20 protein-coding genes and 1 tRNA gene are annotated in these 17,614 nt (G+C 50.7%); 11 read left to right on the forward strand and 10 right to left on the reverse strand.

The window, feature by feature from the left end:
- The first annotated feature begins 1 nt into the window (after position 1).
- The 5 genes from QEH59_RS11430 to trxA are packed head-to-tail and all read left to right on the forward strand — an operon-like array spanning position 2 to position 4,006.
- Positions 2–2,161 (forward strand): LPS-assembly protein LptD, encoded by a 2,160-nt coding sequence (locus tag QEH59_RS11430; protein ID WP_308985505.1) that lies wholly within the window; start codon positions 2–4, stop codon positions 2,159–2,161.
- Between the two features lie 25 nt (positions 2,162–2,186).
- Positions 2,187–2,963: a segregation and condensation protein A gene (locus QEH59_RS11435; RefSeq protein ID WP_308985506.1), complete on the forward strand. Its 777-nt coding sequence runs from the start codon at positions 2,187–2,189 to the stop codon at positions 2,961–2,963.
- Between the two features lie 6 nt (positions 2,964–2,969).
- Positions 2,970–3,236: a hypothetical protein gene (locus tag QEH59_RS11440; protein ID WP_308985507.1), complete on the forward strand. Its 267-nt coding sequence runs from the start codon at positions 2,970–2,972 to the stop codon at positions 3,234–3,236.
- 45 nt (positions 3,237–3,281) lie between these two features.
- A complete protein-coding gene (locus QEH59_RS11445) occupies positions 3,282–3,665 on the forward strand; it encodes a hypothetical protein (RefSeq protein ID WP_308985508.1) in 384 nt (127 codons plus the stop codon).
- A 23-nt stretch (positions 3,666–3,688) separates the two neighbouring features.
- Complete coding sequence (trxA, locus tag QEH59_RS11450; RefSeq protein ID WP_308985509.1) at positions 3,689–4,006, forward strand: thioredoxin; 318 nt, start codon at positions 3,689–3,691, stop codon at positions 4,004–4,006.
- 197 nt (positions 4,007–4,203) lie between these two features.
- Here trxA and tsf read toward each other — a convergent pair whose 3' ends face one another.
- The 4 genes from tsf to rnhC form a co-directional block, all read right to left on the reverse strand.
- Positions 4,204–4,797, reverse strand: a complete 594-nt coding sequence (gene tsf / locus QEH59_RS11455; RefSeq protein ID WP_308985510.1) for a translation elongation factor Ts — start codon at positions 4,795–4,797, stop codon at positions 4,204–4,206.
- A gap of 35 nt (positions 4,798–4,832) precedes the next feature.
- The gene (gene rpsB, locus QEH59_RS11460; RefSeq protein ID WP_308985511.1) at positions 4,833–5,699 is read right to left on the reverse strand and encodes a 30S ribosomal protein S2; all 867 of its coding nucleotides are present in this window, start codon (positions 5,697–5,699) and stop codon (positions 4,833–4,835) included.
- Between the two features lie 192 nt (positions 5,700–5,891).
- Complete coding sequence (erpA, locus tag QEH59_RS11465) at positions 5,892–6,209, reverse strand: iron-sulfur cluster insertion protein ErpA (protein WP_308985512.1); 318 nt, start codon at positions 6,207–6,209, stop codon at positions 5,892–5,894.
- Between the two features lie 111 nt (positions 6,210–6,320).
- Positions 6,321–7,310 (reverse strand): ribonuclease HIII, encoded by a 990-nt coding sequence (gene rnhC / locus QEH59_RS11470; RefSeq protein ID WP_308985513.1) that lies wholly within the window; start codon positions 7,308–7,310, stop codon positions 6,321–6,323.
- A gap of 125 nt (positions 7,311–7,435) precedes the next feature.
- On the opposite strand from rnhC, the gene QEH59_RS11475 reads away from it, so the two are divergent.
- Both QEH59_RS11475 and ruvX read left to right on the forward strand, forming a co-directional pair.
- Positions 7,436–8,527 (forward strand): mannose-1-phosphate guanylyltransferase, encoded by a 1,092-nt coding sequence (locus QEH59_RS11475; protein WP_308985514.1) that lies wholly within the window; start codon positions 7,436–7,438, stop codon positions 8,525–8,527.
- Between the two features lie 148 nt (positions 8,528–8,675).
- A complete protein-coding gene (gene ruvX / locus QEH59_RS11480) occupies positions 8,676–9,092 on the forward strand; it encodes a Holliday junction resolvase RuvX (RefSeq protein ID WP_308985515.1) in 417 nt (138 codons plus the stop codon).
- A 31-nt stretch (positions 9,093–9,123) separates the two neighbouring features.
- Here the strand turns inward: ruvX and QEH59_RS11485 are convergent, their stop codons facing one another.
- Positions 9,124–10,023, reverse strand: a complete 900-nt coding sequence (locus tag QEH59_RS11485) for a LysR family transcriptional regulator (RefSeq protein ID WP_308985516.1) — start codon at positions 10,021–10,023, stop codon at positions 9,124–9,126.
- 113 nt (positions 10,024–10,136) lie between these two features.
- Here QEH59_RS11485 and QEH59_RS11490 point away from each other — a divergent pair, with 113 nt between their 5' ends.
- Both QEH59_RS11490 and QEH59_RS11495 read left to right on the forward strand, forming a co-directional pair.
- On the forward strand, positions 10,137–11,387 hold the full coding sequence (locus QEH59_RS11490; protein ID WP_308985517.1) for a multidrug effflux MFS transporter: 1,251 nt from the start codon (positions 10,137–10,139) through the stop codon (positions 11,385–11,387).
- Positions 11,388–11,419: 32 nt separating this feature from the next.
- On the forward strand, positions 11,420–12,628 hold the full coding sequence (locus QEH59_RS11495) for an MFS transporter (RefSeq protein WP_308985518.1): 1,209 nt from the start codon (positions 11,420–11,422) through the stop codon (positions 12,626–12,628).
- Positions 12,629–12,705: 77 nt separating this feature from the next.
- Here QEH59_RS11495 and QEH59_RS11500 read toward each other — a convergent pair.
- From QEH59_RS11500 to QEH59_RS11515, 4 genes are all read right to left on the reverse strand, one after another.
- Positions 12,706–12,779 (reverse strand) — tRNA-Gly (locus tag QEH59_RS11500).
- A gap of 106 nt (positions 12,780–12,885) precedes the next feature.
- Entirely contained in the window at positions 12,886–13,422 is a 537-nt protein-coding gene (locus QEH59_RS11505) for a low molecular weight protein-tyrosine-phosphatase (RefSeq protein WP_308985519.1), read from the reverse strand.
- A 14-nt stretch (positions 13,423–13,436) separates the two neighbouring features.
- Positions 13,437–14,435 (reverse strand): tRNA dihydrouridine synthase DusB, encoded by a 999-nt coding sequence (dusB, locus tag QEH59_RS11510; RefSeq protein ID WP_308985520.1) that lies wholly within the window; start codon positions 14,433–14,435, stop codon positions 13,437–13,439.
- A 5-nt stretch (positions 14,436–14,440) separates the two neighbouring features.
- Positions 14,441–14,674 (reverse strand): hypothetical protein, encoded by a 234-nt coding sequence (locus QEH59_RS11515; protein WP_308985521.1) that lies wholly within the window; start codon positions 14,672–14,674, stop codon positions 14,441–14,443.
- A gap of 153 nt (positions 14,675–14,827) precedes the next feature.
- Between QEH59_RS11515 and QEH59_RS11520 the strand changes: the two genes are divergently transcribed.
- The gene (locus tag QEH59_RS11520) at positions 14,828–15,949 is read left to right on the forward strand and encodes an ABC transporter substrate-binding protein (protein ID WP_308985522.1); all 1,122 of its coding nucleotides are present in this window, start codon (positions 14,828–14,830) and stop codon (positions 15,947–15,949) included.
- Positions 15,950–15,963: 14 nt separating this feature from the next.
- Positions 15,964–16,806, forward strand: coding sequence for a hypothetical protein (locus QEH59_RS11525; RefSeq protein WP_308985523.1), 843 nt, complete (start codon positions 15,964–15,966; stop codon positions 16,804–16,806).
- Positions 16,807–16,960: 154 nt separating this feature from the next.
- Here QEH59_RS11525 and QEH59_RS11530 read toward each other — a convergent pair whose 3' ends face one another.
- A complete protein-coding gene (locus tag QEH59_RS11530) occupies positions 16,961–17,443 on the reverse strand; it encodes a Dps family protein (protein ID WP_308985524.1) in 483 nt (160 codons plus the stop codon).
- Between the last annotated feature and the right edge of the window lie 171 nt (positions 17,444–17,614).

Below are 17,614 nucleotides of genomic sequence, written 5' to 3' on the forward strand. Positions count from 1 at the left end.
CGTGCTAGTAAACGCTCGGAACACCTCATTTCTATTCTCACTGACGCTTTCAATTTCCCTGAATGCGGCTCTGCCTGAACTCAGCTCTCTGGAACCATTAGAGTTCGATGAAGACGCACAACGCCTCGTCGCGCGCGGTGACGCCCGTTTGGACTTTGATAATACTCGTATTCGTGCAGATCGAATTACATACTATCAAGATTATGCACTGGCCGATGCAGATGGAAACGTGGTCATTTCCCGCGACGGGGGGCGACTCATCACAGAGCGACTGAGTTTCGATGCCAACGACAGCATTTTTTCGGTCGACTATCTACGAACCGGCCAGTGGCCTTACTATGTTACAGGTGTGAGTGCCGGCGGCACCACGCAAAACACCACCGTTCAAGGCGCCACCGTCTACTACGGCAACCCAAGCAAATTTGGACTTAGTGTAAGTTCCGACGAAATTCGCTATGTCAACGACGAGAATGAAGGCGAATACGTATCCATGGATGGAGCCACTTTTCGGGTCGGCAGCGTACCGGTGTTCTACCTGCCCGGCTATCGTCACTACCTAAGCAGCGCTCCGTATATGGTCGATGCCAATGCTGGCTCCGATGGCGAACTTGGCTATTACCTACAAACCACCACCTTGTTTCCCGTTGCATCATGGCTACGAGCTGGAGTGAATCTCGACTACTACAGCCAACGCGGAGTTCTAGCAGGCCCCACCGCACAGTATGCCTACAACTCTGCGCAGCAAAGTATCGTCGGCGCACTCTCTACAGGTGCCATCAATGACACTGGCAGTGACTCAGAGCGTGACCTGGACAGTTTGGGTAATCAAATCGAATCTCAACGCGGTTTTGCAGAATGGCGCCATAAGCACCATATCGGCGAACGCTTTACCGCGACTGCTTCAGTCAGTTACTGGTCCGACTCAGAAGTGACGCGCGATTTTCGTGACGACATTTTCGACGACAACGAACGGCCCGACACCTTTGCAGAGGCTGTGTACGCTGGCGACAACTACCTGCTCTCTGCATTCGGACGCTTTCGCCCCAACGACTTCCAACTCGTTCAAGAGCGCAGCCCGGAAGTACGCTTAGATATTCTACCCATCCCAATATTTAATACAGGCGCTTACCAGCGCGCATCATTCAGCTATGCGCAACTACGTGAAGACTTCGACCAAAATGCCCCAACAATCGGAGTCGAAAGCGAAGCGGACCGCTTTGACCTGACTTACCGCATCGAACGCCCGATTCTACTCAGTGACTGGCTCACCCTGACACCTCTCGCCGGAGCACGCCTGACTCAGTACGACAACCAACAAATCGATAATTACTTTCGCCCAAGTGCACTCTCTCCACTCGAAGACAGTTTCAATCGAGAGATCTATGAGCTTGGCTTTGACTTGGAAGCACGTGCATACGCCAGCTATCCCACAACGAATAAAACCTGGGATATCGACGGCCTGCGCCATTTGGTACGTCCGATCCTACGTTACCGCTACTACTCCGACCCCGATGACGTGAATGAAATCGCCACCATCGACCGAGAAGTTTTCGACCTGCAACGTCCACTGCTCGACCTGAGTGATCTTCGTAATGTTGATCAGATCAATGAAACACATTTAGTCCGACTGGGCGTTGAAAATTTGTTCCAAACCCGTGCCAAAGGTTATGGATCTCGCACTTTAGCCGCCCTTAATTTCTATCAAGATATCCTGTTCGAAAAGGAACTTCGTTACGATGGGGACGAAGAGGACACTTTCAATGCAACATGGGTGGAACTGGTATTAACCCCCGCACCTTGGCTTAAATTCGATCTAGCTAGCCGCTTTAAAACCGAAACACTCAGCTTGGAGGAGTTGCGCACCCGCACCACACTCAAAAGCGGTGAGATCTGGGAGATTGGTTTATCAACCGATCTGCTCAATCAACAAATCGACCAGTATCGCCTGGACTTCATCTACCGGATTAACGAGCGTTATTCTTTCCTATCGGACGTCGATTTCGACGCAGACACCGGCGATTTCACCAAAATCCGCGTGGGCTTACGCACCCGAATTGGCAATACTTGGGAATTGGTGTATGCGCTTACTTTTCGCGAAGGAGCACAACGTGAAAGCGATGTTGAATTCCAAATTCAGCTCAGTCTAGCAGGAGACGAATAACCCCCTCCTCCCACATACGCACGGCATGGAAGAAGCCCTCATACCAGATCATGACTTTGCGATTCGGCTACCGGCATTCGAAGGACCACTCGACCTACTGCTCTATTTGATTCGGCGCAGCGAAGTGGATATCTACGATATCCCGATTGCACGCGTGACAGAACAATACATCGAAATACTTGGTTCGATGGAAATACTGGATCTCGAACTGGCTGGAGAGTTTTTCGTAATGGCCTCCACCCTGATGTATATCAAGAGCCGCATGCTCTTACCCAAAAAAGATCAAGGCACGAACGAAGATGTCGAAGAAGACGAGATCGACCCCCGATGGGAACTCGTGCAACAACTGCTGGAATACAGAAAATTCAAAGAAGCCGCAGAAGACATCCGTAAGCTCATAATGAGCAGCAATGACCTCATCGCGCGTATCGGCCCCAAGGATGCCGTCGAGGCCGTGGAACGTCCACTCAAGCCAGTTGATTGCGTCGACCTATGGAATACCTTTAACCAGGTACTACGCCGTCTCGCTGAGCGAATTGACGAGGGACAGATCAATGCCGAGCAAGTGACTGTATCTGACCGAATGGAATTAGTCCTGCTTCGCATCAAGCATCAGACAAAGTTCCTTTTTTCCGAACTCTTTGAATCCACCACGACAATCACCACAATTGTAGCAAGCTTTCTTGCCGTACTTGAATTAACCCGTTTAAATAAAATTTCCTTACAACAAGATCATGCCTTTGGTGATATTTGTTGTATGCGCGTCGAAGCGCCTGATCCCACAGCACCCAATTTCGATTAACGCACAATGAACCGCCTCAACAATCATAGTAAACAACTCCCTCCAAAGCCACCCGCCCACTTAATTGGCGTAGGTCTGGACCATAAGGATGGTCATAAACGCATCACTAAAGCCGAGCGCTTTGCAATCGTCGGCGGTTCCCAGGAAACCCATGAGCGTATGACAGAAACGGCAATGAAAACATTTGAAACACTGGATCGCAAAGGCAAAACGCTGGAATCAGTCGATCCCAAGGAGTTGACCGACATCATCAAAGATAGCACTCCTGAATAAGGGTCACTTGACAGCAGGTAAACCTCACTTAGCTTAAATAATATTATGACGGATCCCCAAAAAGAAAACTCAACCGAGCCCCACGACACAAGCAAAGCCCAGCGTACTCCCACAAAGCCAGCTCCCACACTCACTTTTGAGGAGCTAGCTGAAGGCAAAGCGTCCCCTTCCACCCCTGCGTCCCCTTCCACCCCTGCGGCTCCGGCCAAACCCAAAATATCTTCGGCACCAGCGGCACCAGCGGCACCAATCAAATCACCTGCAGCTCCCAAGCCAGCCACGCAGCCCACTGCACCCGACCCATCTATTTCATTTGATGAGGATAAAGGCACTGGTGTGACAGGGCTCATCGTTGATGCTGTAGCCGCTGCCGCTGCGATCGCATTTGCAGTATTACTACTGCAAGACACACTCCCTTTCCTTAAATAAATACGTCAACAACCAAGACAATTATGTCCGATAAGATCACAGAACTCGATAGCTCCAATTTTGAATCCACGGTGACCAGTGGCTCCGCCCCAGTCGTCGTCGACTTCTGGGCACCGTGGTGCGGCCCCTGCAAGGCCATCGCGCCCATTCTCGAAGAACTTGCCACCGAACTTGGCGACGCCGTCAAGATCTGTAAGGTAAACGTCGATAACAACAGCGAAATCGCCAGTAAATACGAAATCCGCGCCATCCCAACCATCCTAATTTTCAAGGATGGTTCTGTCGCAGAGACTGTGGTCGGCCTCACTTCCAAGGACGACCTCAAGGCGAAACTAGTATAGTTTCGTAAAGGTATTTACATACATTCACACTAAAACTGCATCCAGACTAGGATGCGGTTTTTTTGTGTTCAAACAACCCGCATGCATCGAAAATCAAAAATAGCTCCGAATACGTATTCGAAGGCCTGTCAAATATACAAAAAAAACGCCCCGCATCCGGAAGGATGCGGGGCGTTGAAAATTAAAACAGCAACTGCTTACGCACCGACTTGGAATCGGGCGAAACGCTTGATCTGCATGTTCTCGCCCATCTTAGCGATCATTGCAGTCAAAAGCTCTTGAACGGTCTGATCAGGATTCTTAACGAAAGCTTGCTCCAATAGGCAAGACTCACTCAAGAATTTGTTTAGCTTGCCTTCAACGATTTTCTCAATCGCTTGTGCTGGCTTACCTTCAGCTTGTCCCTCAGCAACCTTACGCTCCTCAGCAATGATTGCTGGGTCGATGTCATCACGAGAAATGCATACTGGGCTCGCTGCAGCAATATGCATCGCGATGTCTTTTACAAACTGCTTGAAATCATCTGTCTTCGCAACGAAATCACTCTCACAGCTCACTTCAACCATAACACCGACCTTACCACCAAGGTGGATATATGTGTCAATGAGGCCATCACTCGCATCGCGACCAGCTTTTTTAGCAGCTGTAGCCATGCCCTTCTTACGAAGAAGTTCTACGGCTGCATCGAAATTACCTTCGGACTCAACCAAGGCCTTCTTACAATCCATTAGTCCAGCGCCTGTGCTTTCACGCAGTTCGCCGACCATTTTTGCATTAATTTGTACGCTCATATTATAAAATCTTTAAGGTTTTAGATCGAGTAAACTTATTTGCTCTCTTCAGTCGATTCAGGAGCAGGGGCTGCTTCAGTAGCTGGCGCGGCTGCACTTTCCTGAGCAGGCTTGTCATCCTCACCATATCCAGCAGGCAATGTCACTTCGACATCAGCTTGTTGCTCAAAAACCTGCTCACGAATAATTGGTCCAGCACTCTTTTGAATCTTCTTTGCTTCACGTTGAGCCAATCCATTCTGCGCAGCCTCTAGGATAGTATCAACGATGATACGGATCGACTTGACCGCGTCATCATTACCAGGGATCGGATAATCCAGCACTGTCGGATCCGAATTTGTGTCCACAAGACCGATCACAGGAATACCGAGGCGATTGGCTTCAGCTACTGCGATTTCTTCGTTCTTAGTATCGACGATAAAAACTGCTGCAGGCAACTCGCTCACTTCAAGCATGCCTTCGAAGTTGCGGTTCATGCGGCTCATTTGACGACGAATCGCAGCTTCTTCCTTACCAGGAAGCTTTTCAAGTTCACCCTCTTGGTCCATTTTCAGGAACTTGCGATATTTCGCGAGTGATGTCTTAATCGTGGTGAAATTGGTGAGACCTCCACCCATCCAGCGATTCACGCAGAATGGCATCTGGCAAGCAGTAGCCGCTTCACGCATGATTTCTTGTGCTTGCTTCTTGGTACCAATGAAAAGCACGTCCTTACCAGAAGCAACAACGTCTTCGATCTTGGCATATGCCTTTTCGAGGAGCGCGTGCGTTTGCTCCAAGTCAATGATAGAGATGCCGTTACGATTGTCGTAAACATAAGGCTTCGACTTTGGATTCCAGCGACGGAGCTGGTGGCCGAAATGTACGCCTGCATCGAGAAGGTCTTTAGGTGTTGTATTCATATTATGTTCAAAGCCCAGGTTAACCACTCTGGGAGAAACAATGTTTCTTTTAGTTATAGGATTGGTTATGTGGGAAAAATCTCCCGTTCCTCGACTCTAAGTGAGAAGAGAAGCGCAGATGGATACCAGTCGCCACCGGCAAGGCAAGCGTAAAGGCTGCTTTTATGCAGATCAGTTAAATTTCACAAAGTCCTAATTAAAAGACCGCCCACAACCACAGGTGCTGCTCGCGTTTGGATTGCGAATATCAAACCCCTTGCCACTGAGTCCATCATCGAAATCGACCTCACTGCCATCCAAATATTCCAGGCTGGTGGCATCGATTAAAAAGGACACCCCGTTGCTTTCCAATACCTGATCCTCTTCCTTTTTATCGTCAAAGGACATTCCATATTCAAATCCTGAACAACCTCCAGCCTCGACGAAAATACGAAGTATCTGCCCCTCGCCAGCTTTCTCGGCAGCAAGTTTACGGATTTGTGTGACGGCACTATCAGTTAAAGTAATCATCCCCACACGCAAAGCATCTAAGCCCTCCCTGTCAACAAGGCCATCCATTCAAAGCGACAAATCCTGACCGTCCACCCCATATACCTGATCCTGCCGATTACTCAGCCTGCTTTAATATTTATACCAACTCGGCTTGGCTGGAGGTTCCAGCCCTTGAGCTTCATAAGCTGTCTTAAAGTGCATTTTAGCGTAATTCTTCAACGCGTCAGCGCCCTTCTCAGCTACAATTTTTTTCGCCTGTGCCAGCACTTGACCACTGGCGCCTTTGACTAAGGGCTCACCGATCTCATCGGATAATCGCTTCATTTCACGCACATAGACTGCACGGGCCACAATCGAAGCCGCCGCAACCACCGGATCCGACTCAGCCTTGGTGCGGCTAACTAAATTAAAGTCTTTACGATCCTTTACGTAGGCATCGACCAATTTCTGCTTGGTAAACTGATCCAGCAGCCCCCAGGGCGCTGAACGCTCGTCCAGCGCTTGATTCAGCGATTTACCGTGATACCACGCCAACAACTTGTTTAAATTACGACCAAACTTATTATAGAGTTCATTGTATTTGGGCATGCGCGCAAAAGCAGTCTGAATCACGACGCCTTTGGTTTGGCGGATTTCTTTATCCAATTTCAAAATGCTGCCATCGGTCAGCTTTTTACTGTCAGCAACCCCCAACTCTAACCAGTGACGTACCATTTCACCGTCGGCCACAACACAAGCCGTCACCAGTGGACCGAATAGGTCCCCCTTACCACTCTCATCACAACCGGCATGCAAAGTGAACCACTCGGGGTTATGCACCTCGTCATAACCTAACCGCGGATCACCAGTAATCTGAGCCTCAAGAATATCACGAACAAAATCCTCGGTATTTTTCCCAGATACGACCAACTTCCCACTCTGATAGCCCACCACGTTAACCTTCTCCCCCTTAAAGGCAAATAGTGAATAAGCGACATCATAGGGCGACCACTCCCCACCGCTCTTGGCTTCCAACAAATCGGCCAGTTGATCCATTTTCTCATCATCGAGTTTGAGGGTGTACATCACCTTCTTCTTCGGGCCTTCGTCTTCGATTAACTTGGATTTTTTTTTCGGCATGTGGCAAATAGGGCGCGCTTCAAAGCATATGATTGCAGAGAGAAGATCAAGACACGATATGCAGCCAGCTTCAAAATCGCCAACTCGATTCTTGCCATTCTGCGTAGCAAATGAAATCTGCGGCTATGTCTAAACGATTTGTAGTTATCATGGCAGGTGGTCGAGGCGAACGCTTCTGGCCCGAGAGCCGTATCGCCCGCCCCAAACAACTGTTGCCGATCGTCGGCGACAAAGCAATGCTAGCACAGACAATTGAACGCCTGGCGGGGCTCGTTGCACCACAGGATGTCTTTGTGATCACCAACGCAGAACAACGTGACGCAGTGCTTGAAGTCTGCCCCGACCTCGATCCCAATAAAGTAATTGGTGAACCCATCGGTCGCGACACCGCTGCCGCAGTCGGGCTCGCCACTGTGCTCGTACGCCGCGAAGATCCGAGTGCCTGCTTTGCCATGCTCCCGGCCGATGCTGTAATCCACGATGCGAATGGCCTACGTAAAACACTGGAAAGCGCTTTTGCCGCAGCCGAAGCTCAAGCCGTATTGGCAACCATTGGTATCACCGCCAGCTTCCCCGCAACAGGTTATGGTTACATCCAGCAAGGCGAAGCCATGGGGAATTTTGCCGATCGCTGCGTGTATCAAGTGCAACGTTTCGTTGAAAAACCCGACCTTGAGACCGCACAAAACTACCTCGAAGCCGGCAATTATTTCTGGAATGCAGGTATGTTCATTTGGTCGGTGCCCACTATCGTAGCCGAACTCGAAAAGAGCACTCCCACACTCTGGCAAGCACTACAAACTATCGATCAAGGTCTGGCAAACAATCAAAACATCGATTCCTTACTTGCAGAGCATTACCCACAACTTGAAAAAATCTCAGTCGACTACGCCATCATTGAAAAAGCCCAAAATGTCGTAATGGTCGAGTCGGGCTTCGACTGGGACGATGTTGGCGAATGGCCTGCGGTCGCTCGCCACTACCCAGCAGATGACAACGGAAACGTCGTGCGTGGCCAAGCCGAGCTCACCGACGCCAGCGATAATATCGTCTACTGCCGCGATGCGAAACACCTCGTCGCCTTACTCGGTGTCAAGGACCTGATCGTGGTCAAAACCGACGATGCCACACTTGTCTGCCACAAAGATAAGGCACAAGAAATCAAAGAACTTGTCAAAAAAATCGGAGTGCAAGAAGCCTACAAAGGCCTAATGTAATGATGCACTTCGGATGTAAACCTAGCTGGATAAACTCAGCACTTGCTGCGATCGTCGACGAAACGCTTCAAACTCAGTGTGCTGAAGCGCAAGCCAAATCTAGAACGCCTGGCAACTTGCCTCACACATCACAACTCTCGAACAGACAATGAACTATCTGGGAATAGACTGGGGTGAAAAACGCATTGGACTCGCCTTCGCGGATGAGATCGGCATTGCGATGCCACTACAGGCAGCAGTAGCCGCATCTAAGAAAGAACGCATGCGCCACATCGAAAACACGATCGTTCAGCGCCGAGCGCAAGAACTGGTGGTAGGCTACCCACTCAATATGGACGGATCAGTCGGCTTCAAAGCCAAAGAGGTCGACGCATTCATACTGGAACTGGAAAAGCGCTTTCGGTTGCCGATCCACCGTGTCGACGAACGTCTCTCCAGTCACTCAGTCGAACAGGGGCTTAAAGGTCAGAAAAAAAAGCCCTCGCGCCAAAGCGGCGAGATCGACTCCCGCGCCGCGGCCCTAATTCTGCAAGATTTCATCGAAGAACGAAATCTAGGCAAGTAAATGCAGTGCAGTAAAGCCGCAGGTATCTCAGCTAAGCCTCGATATCCTGCCTGGCTTGCAAAGTGAGCGCCACAAAGGCCTCGACTGCCGGTTGAGGCGCCTCTGCCCGGTAGTGTAGTTCAGTCGCGATGGACAAGTTTTGCGGACGCAGCGGGATAAAAACACAGCCTGCGGTAAACAGGCGTCGCACACAGCTCGGCACGATCGAGACACCAAGCCCGGCAGCCACCTCAGTCACCAGCATCTGCATGCTCTCCGGCTCACTGACAATGCGCGGAGCAAGCCCCTCGCGCTCACAGGCACTGATGATTTGATCAAACAGCCCCATCGCCTGACTGCGCTGAAATAAAACAAAGGGCTCCTCAATCAGACGGCCCAACGCCAGCTCTGTTCCTCCCGCCAGTCGATGTTCTGCGGGCAACACTGCCATGAGTGTATCCACATATACTTGCTCCACGGCAAACCCTTGCCGGGCCGCTTGCGGCAAAGGTCGTGAAAAGCCGATATCTATCAAATCAGCATTAAACGCATCCAGCTGCTGCTGCACTGTCATCTCGACCAAACTCACCTGCACTTCTGGAAAAGCTTTGGTATAGGCTCTCACCAGTTGAGGTATAAAATGCGCGCAGGCGGAGCCCATGTAAGCGATTCGCAAACGCCCCACTTCGCCCCTGGCTGCGCGCTGTACCAATGCTTTGGCTCGCTGCTCATGCGCCAGCAACGCGACGGCTTCGCCCCAAAGCATCTCTCCGGCCGCCGTGACCTTAACCTCCCGGGTGCTGCGCCAAAATAAACTGACACCGAGCTCATCTTCTAAATCCGCAATCTGACGACTCACCGCGGGCTGCACGGTATTGAGCTCACGCGCGGCTGCAGAAAAGTTTTTCAACTCTGCCACTGCCACAAAGGTTCGAAGTAATCGTAGTTCCATAATCCTTATTTATAACAAATATGCATTAATGCGATCACTTATCAACATTTCCCTTATATCAAACTAAATGCTACATTCATGGCATTCACGAACTCTAATCGCAAAAAAACGTCATGCCACTTTCTGAAAAATCTCAAGCAATCCATGCACCACTCAGCCTACAAGCGATCTGCGTACTATCCTTGTTATCTGCGGTCGCGCCGATCGCCACCGACATGTATCTGCCCGGATTCCCTCAAATATCCGAAACACTGGGTGCAGGGGCCTCCGCAACACAGCTCACCCTCACGAGTTTCTTAATTGGGCTGGCCTTGGGGCAACTGGTGATTGGTCCCTTGTCGGACAACTATGGCCGCTGCAAGCCATTGCTATACGGAACCGCACTCACGATACTCTCAGGCTTGTTGTGCGTCATTGTCCCGAATATCGAAAGCTTAATCGTGCTACGCGGCTTGCAGGGTTTTGGTGGTGCCGCCGGCGTAGTGCTGGCCCGCGCGATCATCGCCGACCGCGCACCCGATTCGGCGACAGTTGCTCGGCAGACCCAAATCATGACTATGATAGGCGGCGTAGCGCCCATTCTGGCGCCCATCACCGGGACTTTAATCGTCACCACCGCGGGCTGGCGGGCTGTGTTTCTAGTCACCGCCCTACTCTCGGTGATCGCCTTTATCGGGGTCCTTCGTTATATCACAGAAAGCTTGCCTGTGGAGCAACGCGTCCATGCATCACGACAAGCGCTCCGGCACAATATCCTCCGCTTAGTCACCCACCGCGCATACCTTGGCTACACGCTGGTCACGAGTTTCGCCTTCATGGCACTCTTTGGCTATATCGCCGCCTCTCCATTTGTCTTTCAAAATGTGCTCGGTCTGAGCGCGACGCAGTATTCCATCGCCTTTGGCGTCAACGCGCTGGGCATCATTCTATTCGGCGCAATCTCTGCCCGACTTGTGATGCGAGTAGCCCCCCGCACACTCGTCAGTATCAGCCTTGCAGTGCAACTGATAGCGGCTGCGGCAGTGCTCATTTTCACCAGCATCGGAGCCGGTGCCATCTTTATAATGCCCGCCATCTTCTTCACAGTCGCCAGCGTGGGGCCTATCATCGGTAATGCCAGCGCTCTGGCTATCCGCCAAGTGCCGGAAGCGGCCGGAACGGCCTCCGCAGTATTAGGTGCCACGCAGTTTGGCTTGGGCGCCATCGCGTCGCCTTTAGTGGGCTTGATGGGCGAAAATAATCCACTCCCAATGGCATGCTTAATCGCCTGCGCGAGTCTAAGTGCAGTCATCTGTTTTATCAGTCTGACTCAGCGAAAATCCAAGGCCGAAGTGAGCGACATCTCGATCGCGGAAGCGTCGTAGTTCTCGAGTTCACCGCTAAACACCTCCTCGCAATGCCTCCCGCTCCGCCCACTAAGCCAGCCACGCAAGCTACCATTGGACGCGGCTTGCTGTGGCTCATGGCCACTGCAGCCTCCGCCTCCACAGCCACGATTTTTTACAATCAACCGCTGCTGCCGGATATCAATGCGAGCTTTGGCCTCGCGGAAGGTCGCATCGGCTTCATTCCCGCGGCATCTCAGTTAGGCTATTCCGCAGCGATTCTGTTGATCTCCCCGCTCGGCGATGTAATGGATCGACGCGCACTGATTCGCAATCTGTCCGGGCTACTGACACTAGCGCTGATAGTCGCCTGTCTCGCCCCGAACTTCATCACCCTAGTGTTCGCCTGCTTTGTCATGGGACTGGGGTCGAACATAACCCAGCAATTGATTCCCTTTGCTGCCTCGCTATCAACGCAGGAATCACGGGGGAAGGTAGTCGCCACTCTCATGACTGGGGTCACCATTGGCATTCTGCTATCGCGAACCATCAGTGGTAGTATGGCCGAATACTTCGGCTGGCGCAGTGTATTTCTCTCGGCAGCCATCATCGCAGCCGTGATGGGCATCTTGCTCAAAGTTTATCTACCAGCCAGCACGCCCACTGCCCAAATGAGGTATCCGCAACTGATCGGATCCATGTTTAGCTTATTTAAGCAGCATCGCTCCTTGCGGGATTCTGCCATCACAGGCGCGCTTTGGTTTGCCGCATTCAATGCCATGTGGGCGACACTGGCGATTCACGTCATGGACGCACCGATGTCTTACACCGTACAACAAGCAGGCTTGTTTGGCCTAGTTGGCCTAGCTGGTATCTTCGGAGCAAAATTGTCGGGGCGCTTCGTACACACACTAGGCTCGCGCAAGTTAATCACCAGCGGCCTAGTCCTCATCCTATTCGCCTTCGCCGTGCTAGTGCTCTGGGGAAATACCTTAACCGGGCTCATCGTCGGCATCGTATTCGTCGACCTAGGCGTGTTTGGGGCGCAGATCGCCAACCAAGTGCGCGTGCTCTCCATCGATCCCGCCGCTCAAAGCCGCATGAATGCCGTCTATATGCTGTGCTACTTCCTAGGTGCCGCCCTAGGGTCCGCGTTAGGGGTGAAAGTGATGAGTCTCGCAGGCTGGCAAGGCATGGCACTCTTTGGCAGCGCCCTAATTGCCGCCGCATTAGTGCAACATTTGCTCAGCCGCAAACACATGCCCGTATCTAATATGTAAACAGTGCTCTTTGAAAATCGTAAATCAAGACACAAAAAAAGCCCTAAGTCACTAGACTAAAGGCTCTTATATCAAAATGGTGCGGGTAGACGGAATCGAACCGACGACCTCTGCGTGGAAGGCAGATGTTTTACCTCTAAACTATACCCGCAGCAAATGAAGTTGTGGAAGATGTCGAAACTCTTACCAGTGGGTCAAGTCAGGAATTGATGAAAATCAAAAAAGATTTAACAAGATGACAGTAACGAAATGGGATCTTAACTAGCACGCAGTACTTTCAACAAATTGCGACAACCGTCTTCTATAATATTCATCACATGTTCGAAGCCCCTGTCACCACCGTAATAAGGGTCCGGCACTTCACTCACATTATGCTCTGTACAATAATTACAGAACAGTTGAATTTTATCTAAATACTGCCCAGTTCGATCCAACCGACGAGCCCCCGCTAGATTCTCGCGGTCCATGGCAAGAATGAGATCATAGTGAGCTAAATCGGCTCTTTCTAATTGCTGAGATTCACCGATCACAGGAATTCCTCGCTCAAGCATGACCTGCTGCATGCGGTGGTCTGGCGGTGATCCAGCATGAAAACCAATGGTCCCTGCTGACTCAATTTCAAACCCATCTGTCAAGCCTGCCTCATCAACTAAATGCTGCATCACGCAGTGCCCAGCTGGTGAACGACAGATGTTACCCATGCATAGAAATAAAATACGGTGCATCAATGCGTTACTGCATGAAAATAATGGAGAGTCCAGATATAAAACACCTAAATAAGCACGAAGAAACATCCCAATAAGTGCTCTTATCTGGATGACTCAGACTGTGCCAGGCGTGCAATATGGAGCTGTGCTACCCGTTCAAGGTCCTCAATCTGATTCACCTGCCCAAGTGAACCACGAATTCTGCGGGAACCTTCCATACCTTTTGTCAGAGCGATAAACTTAGGCCGCATCCAACGCAAATCACTATGCCGCTGCTCTCGATAGGGGCGCGCCATAATTTTACGGGTATAATCAATAATCGTCTCCCAACGCTCAGCAATACTCGGGGGTTCCGGCACGACACCATATTTCAGGTAATGCTTAATATCACGAAAAATCCAAGGGTAGCCAAGTGCAGCACGCCCGATCATTAGGCCCGAACAGTTCGTTTGCTGTTGAATGCGAATCACGTCCTCCGCACTGCTGATATTGCCATTACCAACCACAGGTATGGTTAACTCTTCGGCCACCTCAGCGATAACTGGCCAGTTGGCATCTCCTCGATAGCCCTGCACCTTCGTGCGGCCATGGATCGCCAACGCCTGTGCGCCTTCACACTCTACAATGTGCCCGACCTCTTTGGCCACGATACTATCGTCATCCCAACCTGTGCGAATTTTAACCGTGACCGGCGTATCAGGTACTGCGCGCACCACTGCACCCGTGACCATCCCAAGCTTCTTTGGGTTCCGCAACATCGACGAGCCTGCATCCATACATATGACACGATCGGCGGGACAACCAAAGTTGATGTCGATAAAGTCAGGCTGTAAACGGTCCACCAGCATTCGCGCAGCAGCAGCCATCGAGTCAGGATTCGAGCCAAAGATCTGTACCCCCATCGGACGTTGCGCCACGGTAAAGTCCACAGTCTCCCAGAGCTTAGGGTCATCGCGTGTCAAGGCATCGGCTTGCACAAACTCTGTAACCATCACATCTGCACCCTGTTCCTTGCAGAACTCTCGAAAAATGATGTCGGTAAATCGCGCCATCGGTGCGAGATACAGAGGAAATTTCCCATCCTGAAACCAAGGTAACATATGCACTAAATTTTGTATGCCTTCACTAAGGACTTTGCTTTTCGCTTCAGGCTCGTCGGAGTCGTCCTAGACACAGCCATCTTTTCCAGAGCCTGCATCACCGCTTTATCTGGTAAGAGATCCAGAATAAAAGTCTCCTCCAGTATTTCGCCAAGGCGTTGCAGCACTTTTTCACGGCGCTTGAGGTCTGCGTCTTCAATGCGCATTTGATTGATAAGATCTTTTTCTTCGGCAGTCATACTTTAATTTCAGGCGTGATAGCTAGGGCGATCGTTCCCTTGAAACAAGATAATATAAATGAAATCGGGGACTAAATTCGTCGATAAACTTGCCCCCGGACGGGAGGGCCTCATAAAGGATCATTTCAGATTTACTAAAACACGCCCTAGTTTATGCAACAGCTTTTGACCACTGCACTCATATTGATTTGGAGTATCGTTTGTTGCCATGCAACAACGCTCTCAAACACTCAGCAGCTCGCATACGCACAGAATTTTGACCTCGTGACAGAGCCTGATTATACACTGTTAACGGTTAAAAATTTGTTTCATAACTCAAACCAGAATCATCGCTATGTACTCGTGCCACGTCACGCGCCACTTCCGGCGCAACTTCCTGAAGATGCTGTAGTGATTCGCACCCCGGTGAAACGCGTCGTGGTGATGGAGACTGTTTACATTGGTTATCTCGATGCACTCGAGCAGCTGGATGGCATCGTAGGCGCGGCCACCATCGACTATATAAGCGCACCAAGTGTCCGTAAACGTATACAAGAGGGCACGATTCAAAGCATTCAGATCGGACAAAGCCTGAATATCGAAAGCCTACTACTGCTACAGCCAGACTTAATCCTGACCAGCATATCGGGCGACCCTACCTTCGATGTACCAGCCAAGCTGCTCCGTTCTGGATTACCCATCGTGATCACCTCCAGTTATATGGAGCGACACCCACTCGCACGTGCTGAATGGATTAAGTTCCTCGCACCTTTTTTTGATGTGACTGCCAAAGCAGACGAAGTCTTTGAGAATTCGGTGCGTCGCTATGAATCACTACGAGAAGCAACCCAAGGCATCCAGCAACGCCCAACTGTCCTCACCAGTGCCCCCTACTCCGGCACTTGGCATGTGGCCGGCGGGGCGAGCTACACCTCGCGTGCGATTCAAGACGCAGGCGGACAATATCTCTGGTCGGACAACACCCAACAAGGCGGCATTCCGCTGGATACGGAGCGCGTTTTTCTCAAAGCTGCTAACGCAGACTACTGGATTGATCCCAGTGGCTACCGCAGTCTCGGTGAACTCTTCGCTGCCGACCCACGCTTTGCCAAATTTCGTGCCACTCAAATCGGACATGTGTACAATAATACCCGTCAAATCGGCGAAAATGGTGGCAACAACGTATGGGAACGTGGCATCGTTCATCCCGAGGAAGTTTTAGCCGACCTCATAAAAATATTCCACCCCAGCCTGCTTCCGGATCACGAGCTCATCTATTACGAAAATCTAAAATAGCGACACTCTCAGTCATGCATCCATCCGAAAAATTCGTCGCACCAAACACCATCTTGACAGGCGTCCCACTCAAGCAATTAATCAACGCCAAACATGTCGCTCTAATTGCAGAGTCCTTTGCCCGTGTGGCACCCGGTTTCGACAGCGACATCTTTACAGCAACAGCAACACGTGGCCTGGAAGACTTGGAACTCAAAGACCGCGCGCGACATATCGCTCATGCACTGAATGCACAATTGCCCCAAAATACTGCGCAGGCCTGCGAAATAGTCATCCACTCCTTCGGCGCAAAATTGCCAGCGACGCAGGACTACGGTCTGGCACCGTTCTTCTATATGCCCCACTCCGAGTGGATCGGCCACTACGCAATCAACGACTTTGCCAGTGGCATGCGCGCCAACTACGAGCTCACCCAACGCTACACCGCCGAATTCAGCATTCGTCCCTTTATTATCAAACACGAAACTGCCTGCCTGCAACGGCTGCACTCCTGGTGCCAAGACTCAAGTCCTCATGTTCGCCGACTCGTCAGCGAAGGCACTCGCTCACGCCTACCATGGGCCATGCGATTGAAAAACATTCAACTCAAACCAGCGCTCAGCTTGCCACTGCTCGAGCAACTCAAAGACGACTCAGAACTCTACGTGCGACGCTCCGTAGCGAACCACCTGGGCGACATCGCCAAAGATCATCTAAATCTAGCTTTGGATACTTGCACCCGCTGGTTAGCAGAAAGTCGCTTGATCTTGGACGAACTACAGGCTCATAACCGTCGTTGGCTCATACGGCACGCGCTGCGCTACCCTGCCAAAAAAGGCAATCGCCGCGCCCTGGACATACGCATTGCAGCCAAATAATTTCTACGATATTAGGGTACGCGTCAATGTCCTAAAACGAAACACCTCAGACAGATACTGCCTGAGGTGTAAGCACCAAAAACCACTGATACCAGCAACGCCGAACAAGGGTTTGTTGGATGTTTTTTTTGTCCAATCGAAAGTCGCCCGTAGATTAGGCTAGATAACTGTTTAGCATCCAGATAGTCTTTTCGTGAACTTGTATGCGTGCGATCATTAGGTCCTCCGTCTGATCATCACCAGCATCCCCCGCAGCATCGCGGGCATTCTTTAAATCACTCACCAGTTTTTTGTTAACCTCTAGTAAGTGCTCAACCATTTGTGTGGCCGAAGAGTCTTCTGCAATTTCTTTGCTGCCTGCCATCTTTGCCAGATTACCGAGCCCGCCTGGAGCCAGTGAACCAAGCGCACGAATGCGTTCGGCAATTTCATCAATTGCGCTAAACAACTCTGTATATTGCTCTTCAAAAGCCGCATGCAATGCAAAGAATGAAGGTCCCCGTACATTCCAGTGACAAATATGAGTTTGGGCCAATAGCGCGTAGCTATCAGCGACGACAAGGCGCAGTGCTTCGACCACATTGGTCGATGCCTCGGTTGCTTTAACAGATTGGGATTTGGATTTTTTCTTAGCCATTTTCTAAACTTAGACTAAGCTTAGAAAAAATCAACTGAGTAGCTGATATAAAACTAAAGCCATCTACCGTTTTCCTAGAAGCGATCAGATCATTCTTAGAATTGGTATAATACCAGCCACATGCAACTAATTCACGTAATGAACGATACTAATAGCTACGAATACTATCAA

It is taken from the genome of Thalassobacterium sedimentorum, assembly GCF_031127905.1.
GTDB lineage: Bacteria > Verrucomicrobiota > Verrucomicrobiia > Opitutales > Coraliomargaritaceae > Thalassobacterium > Thalassobacterium sedimentorum.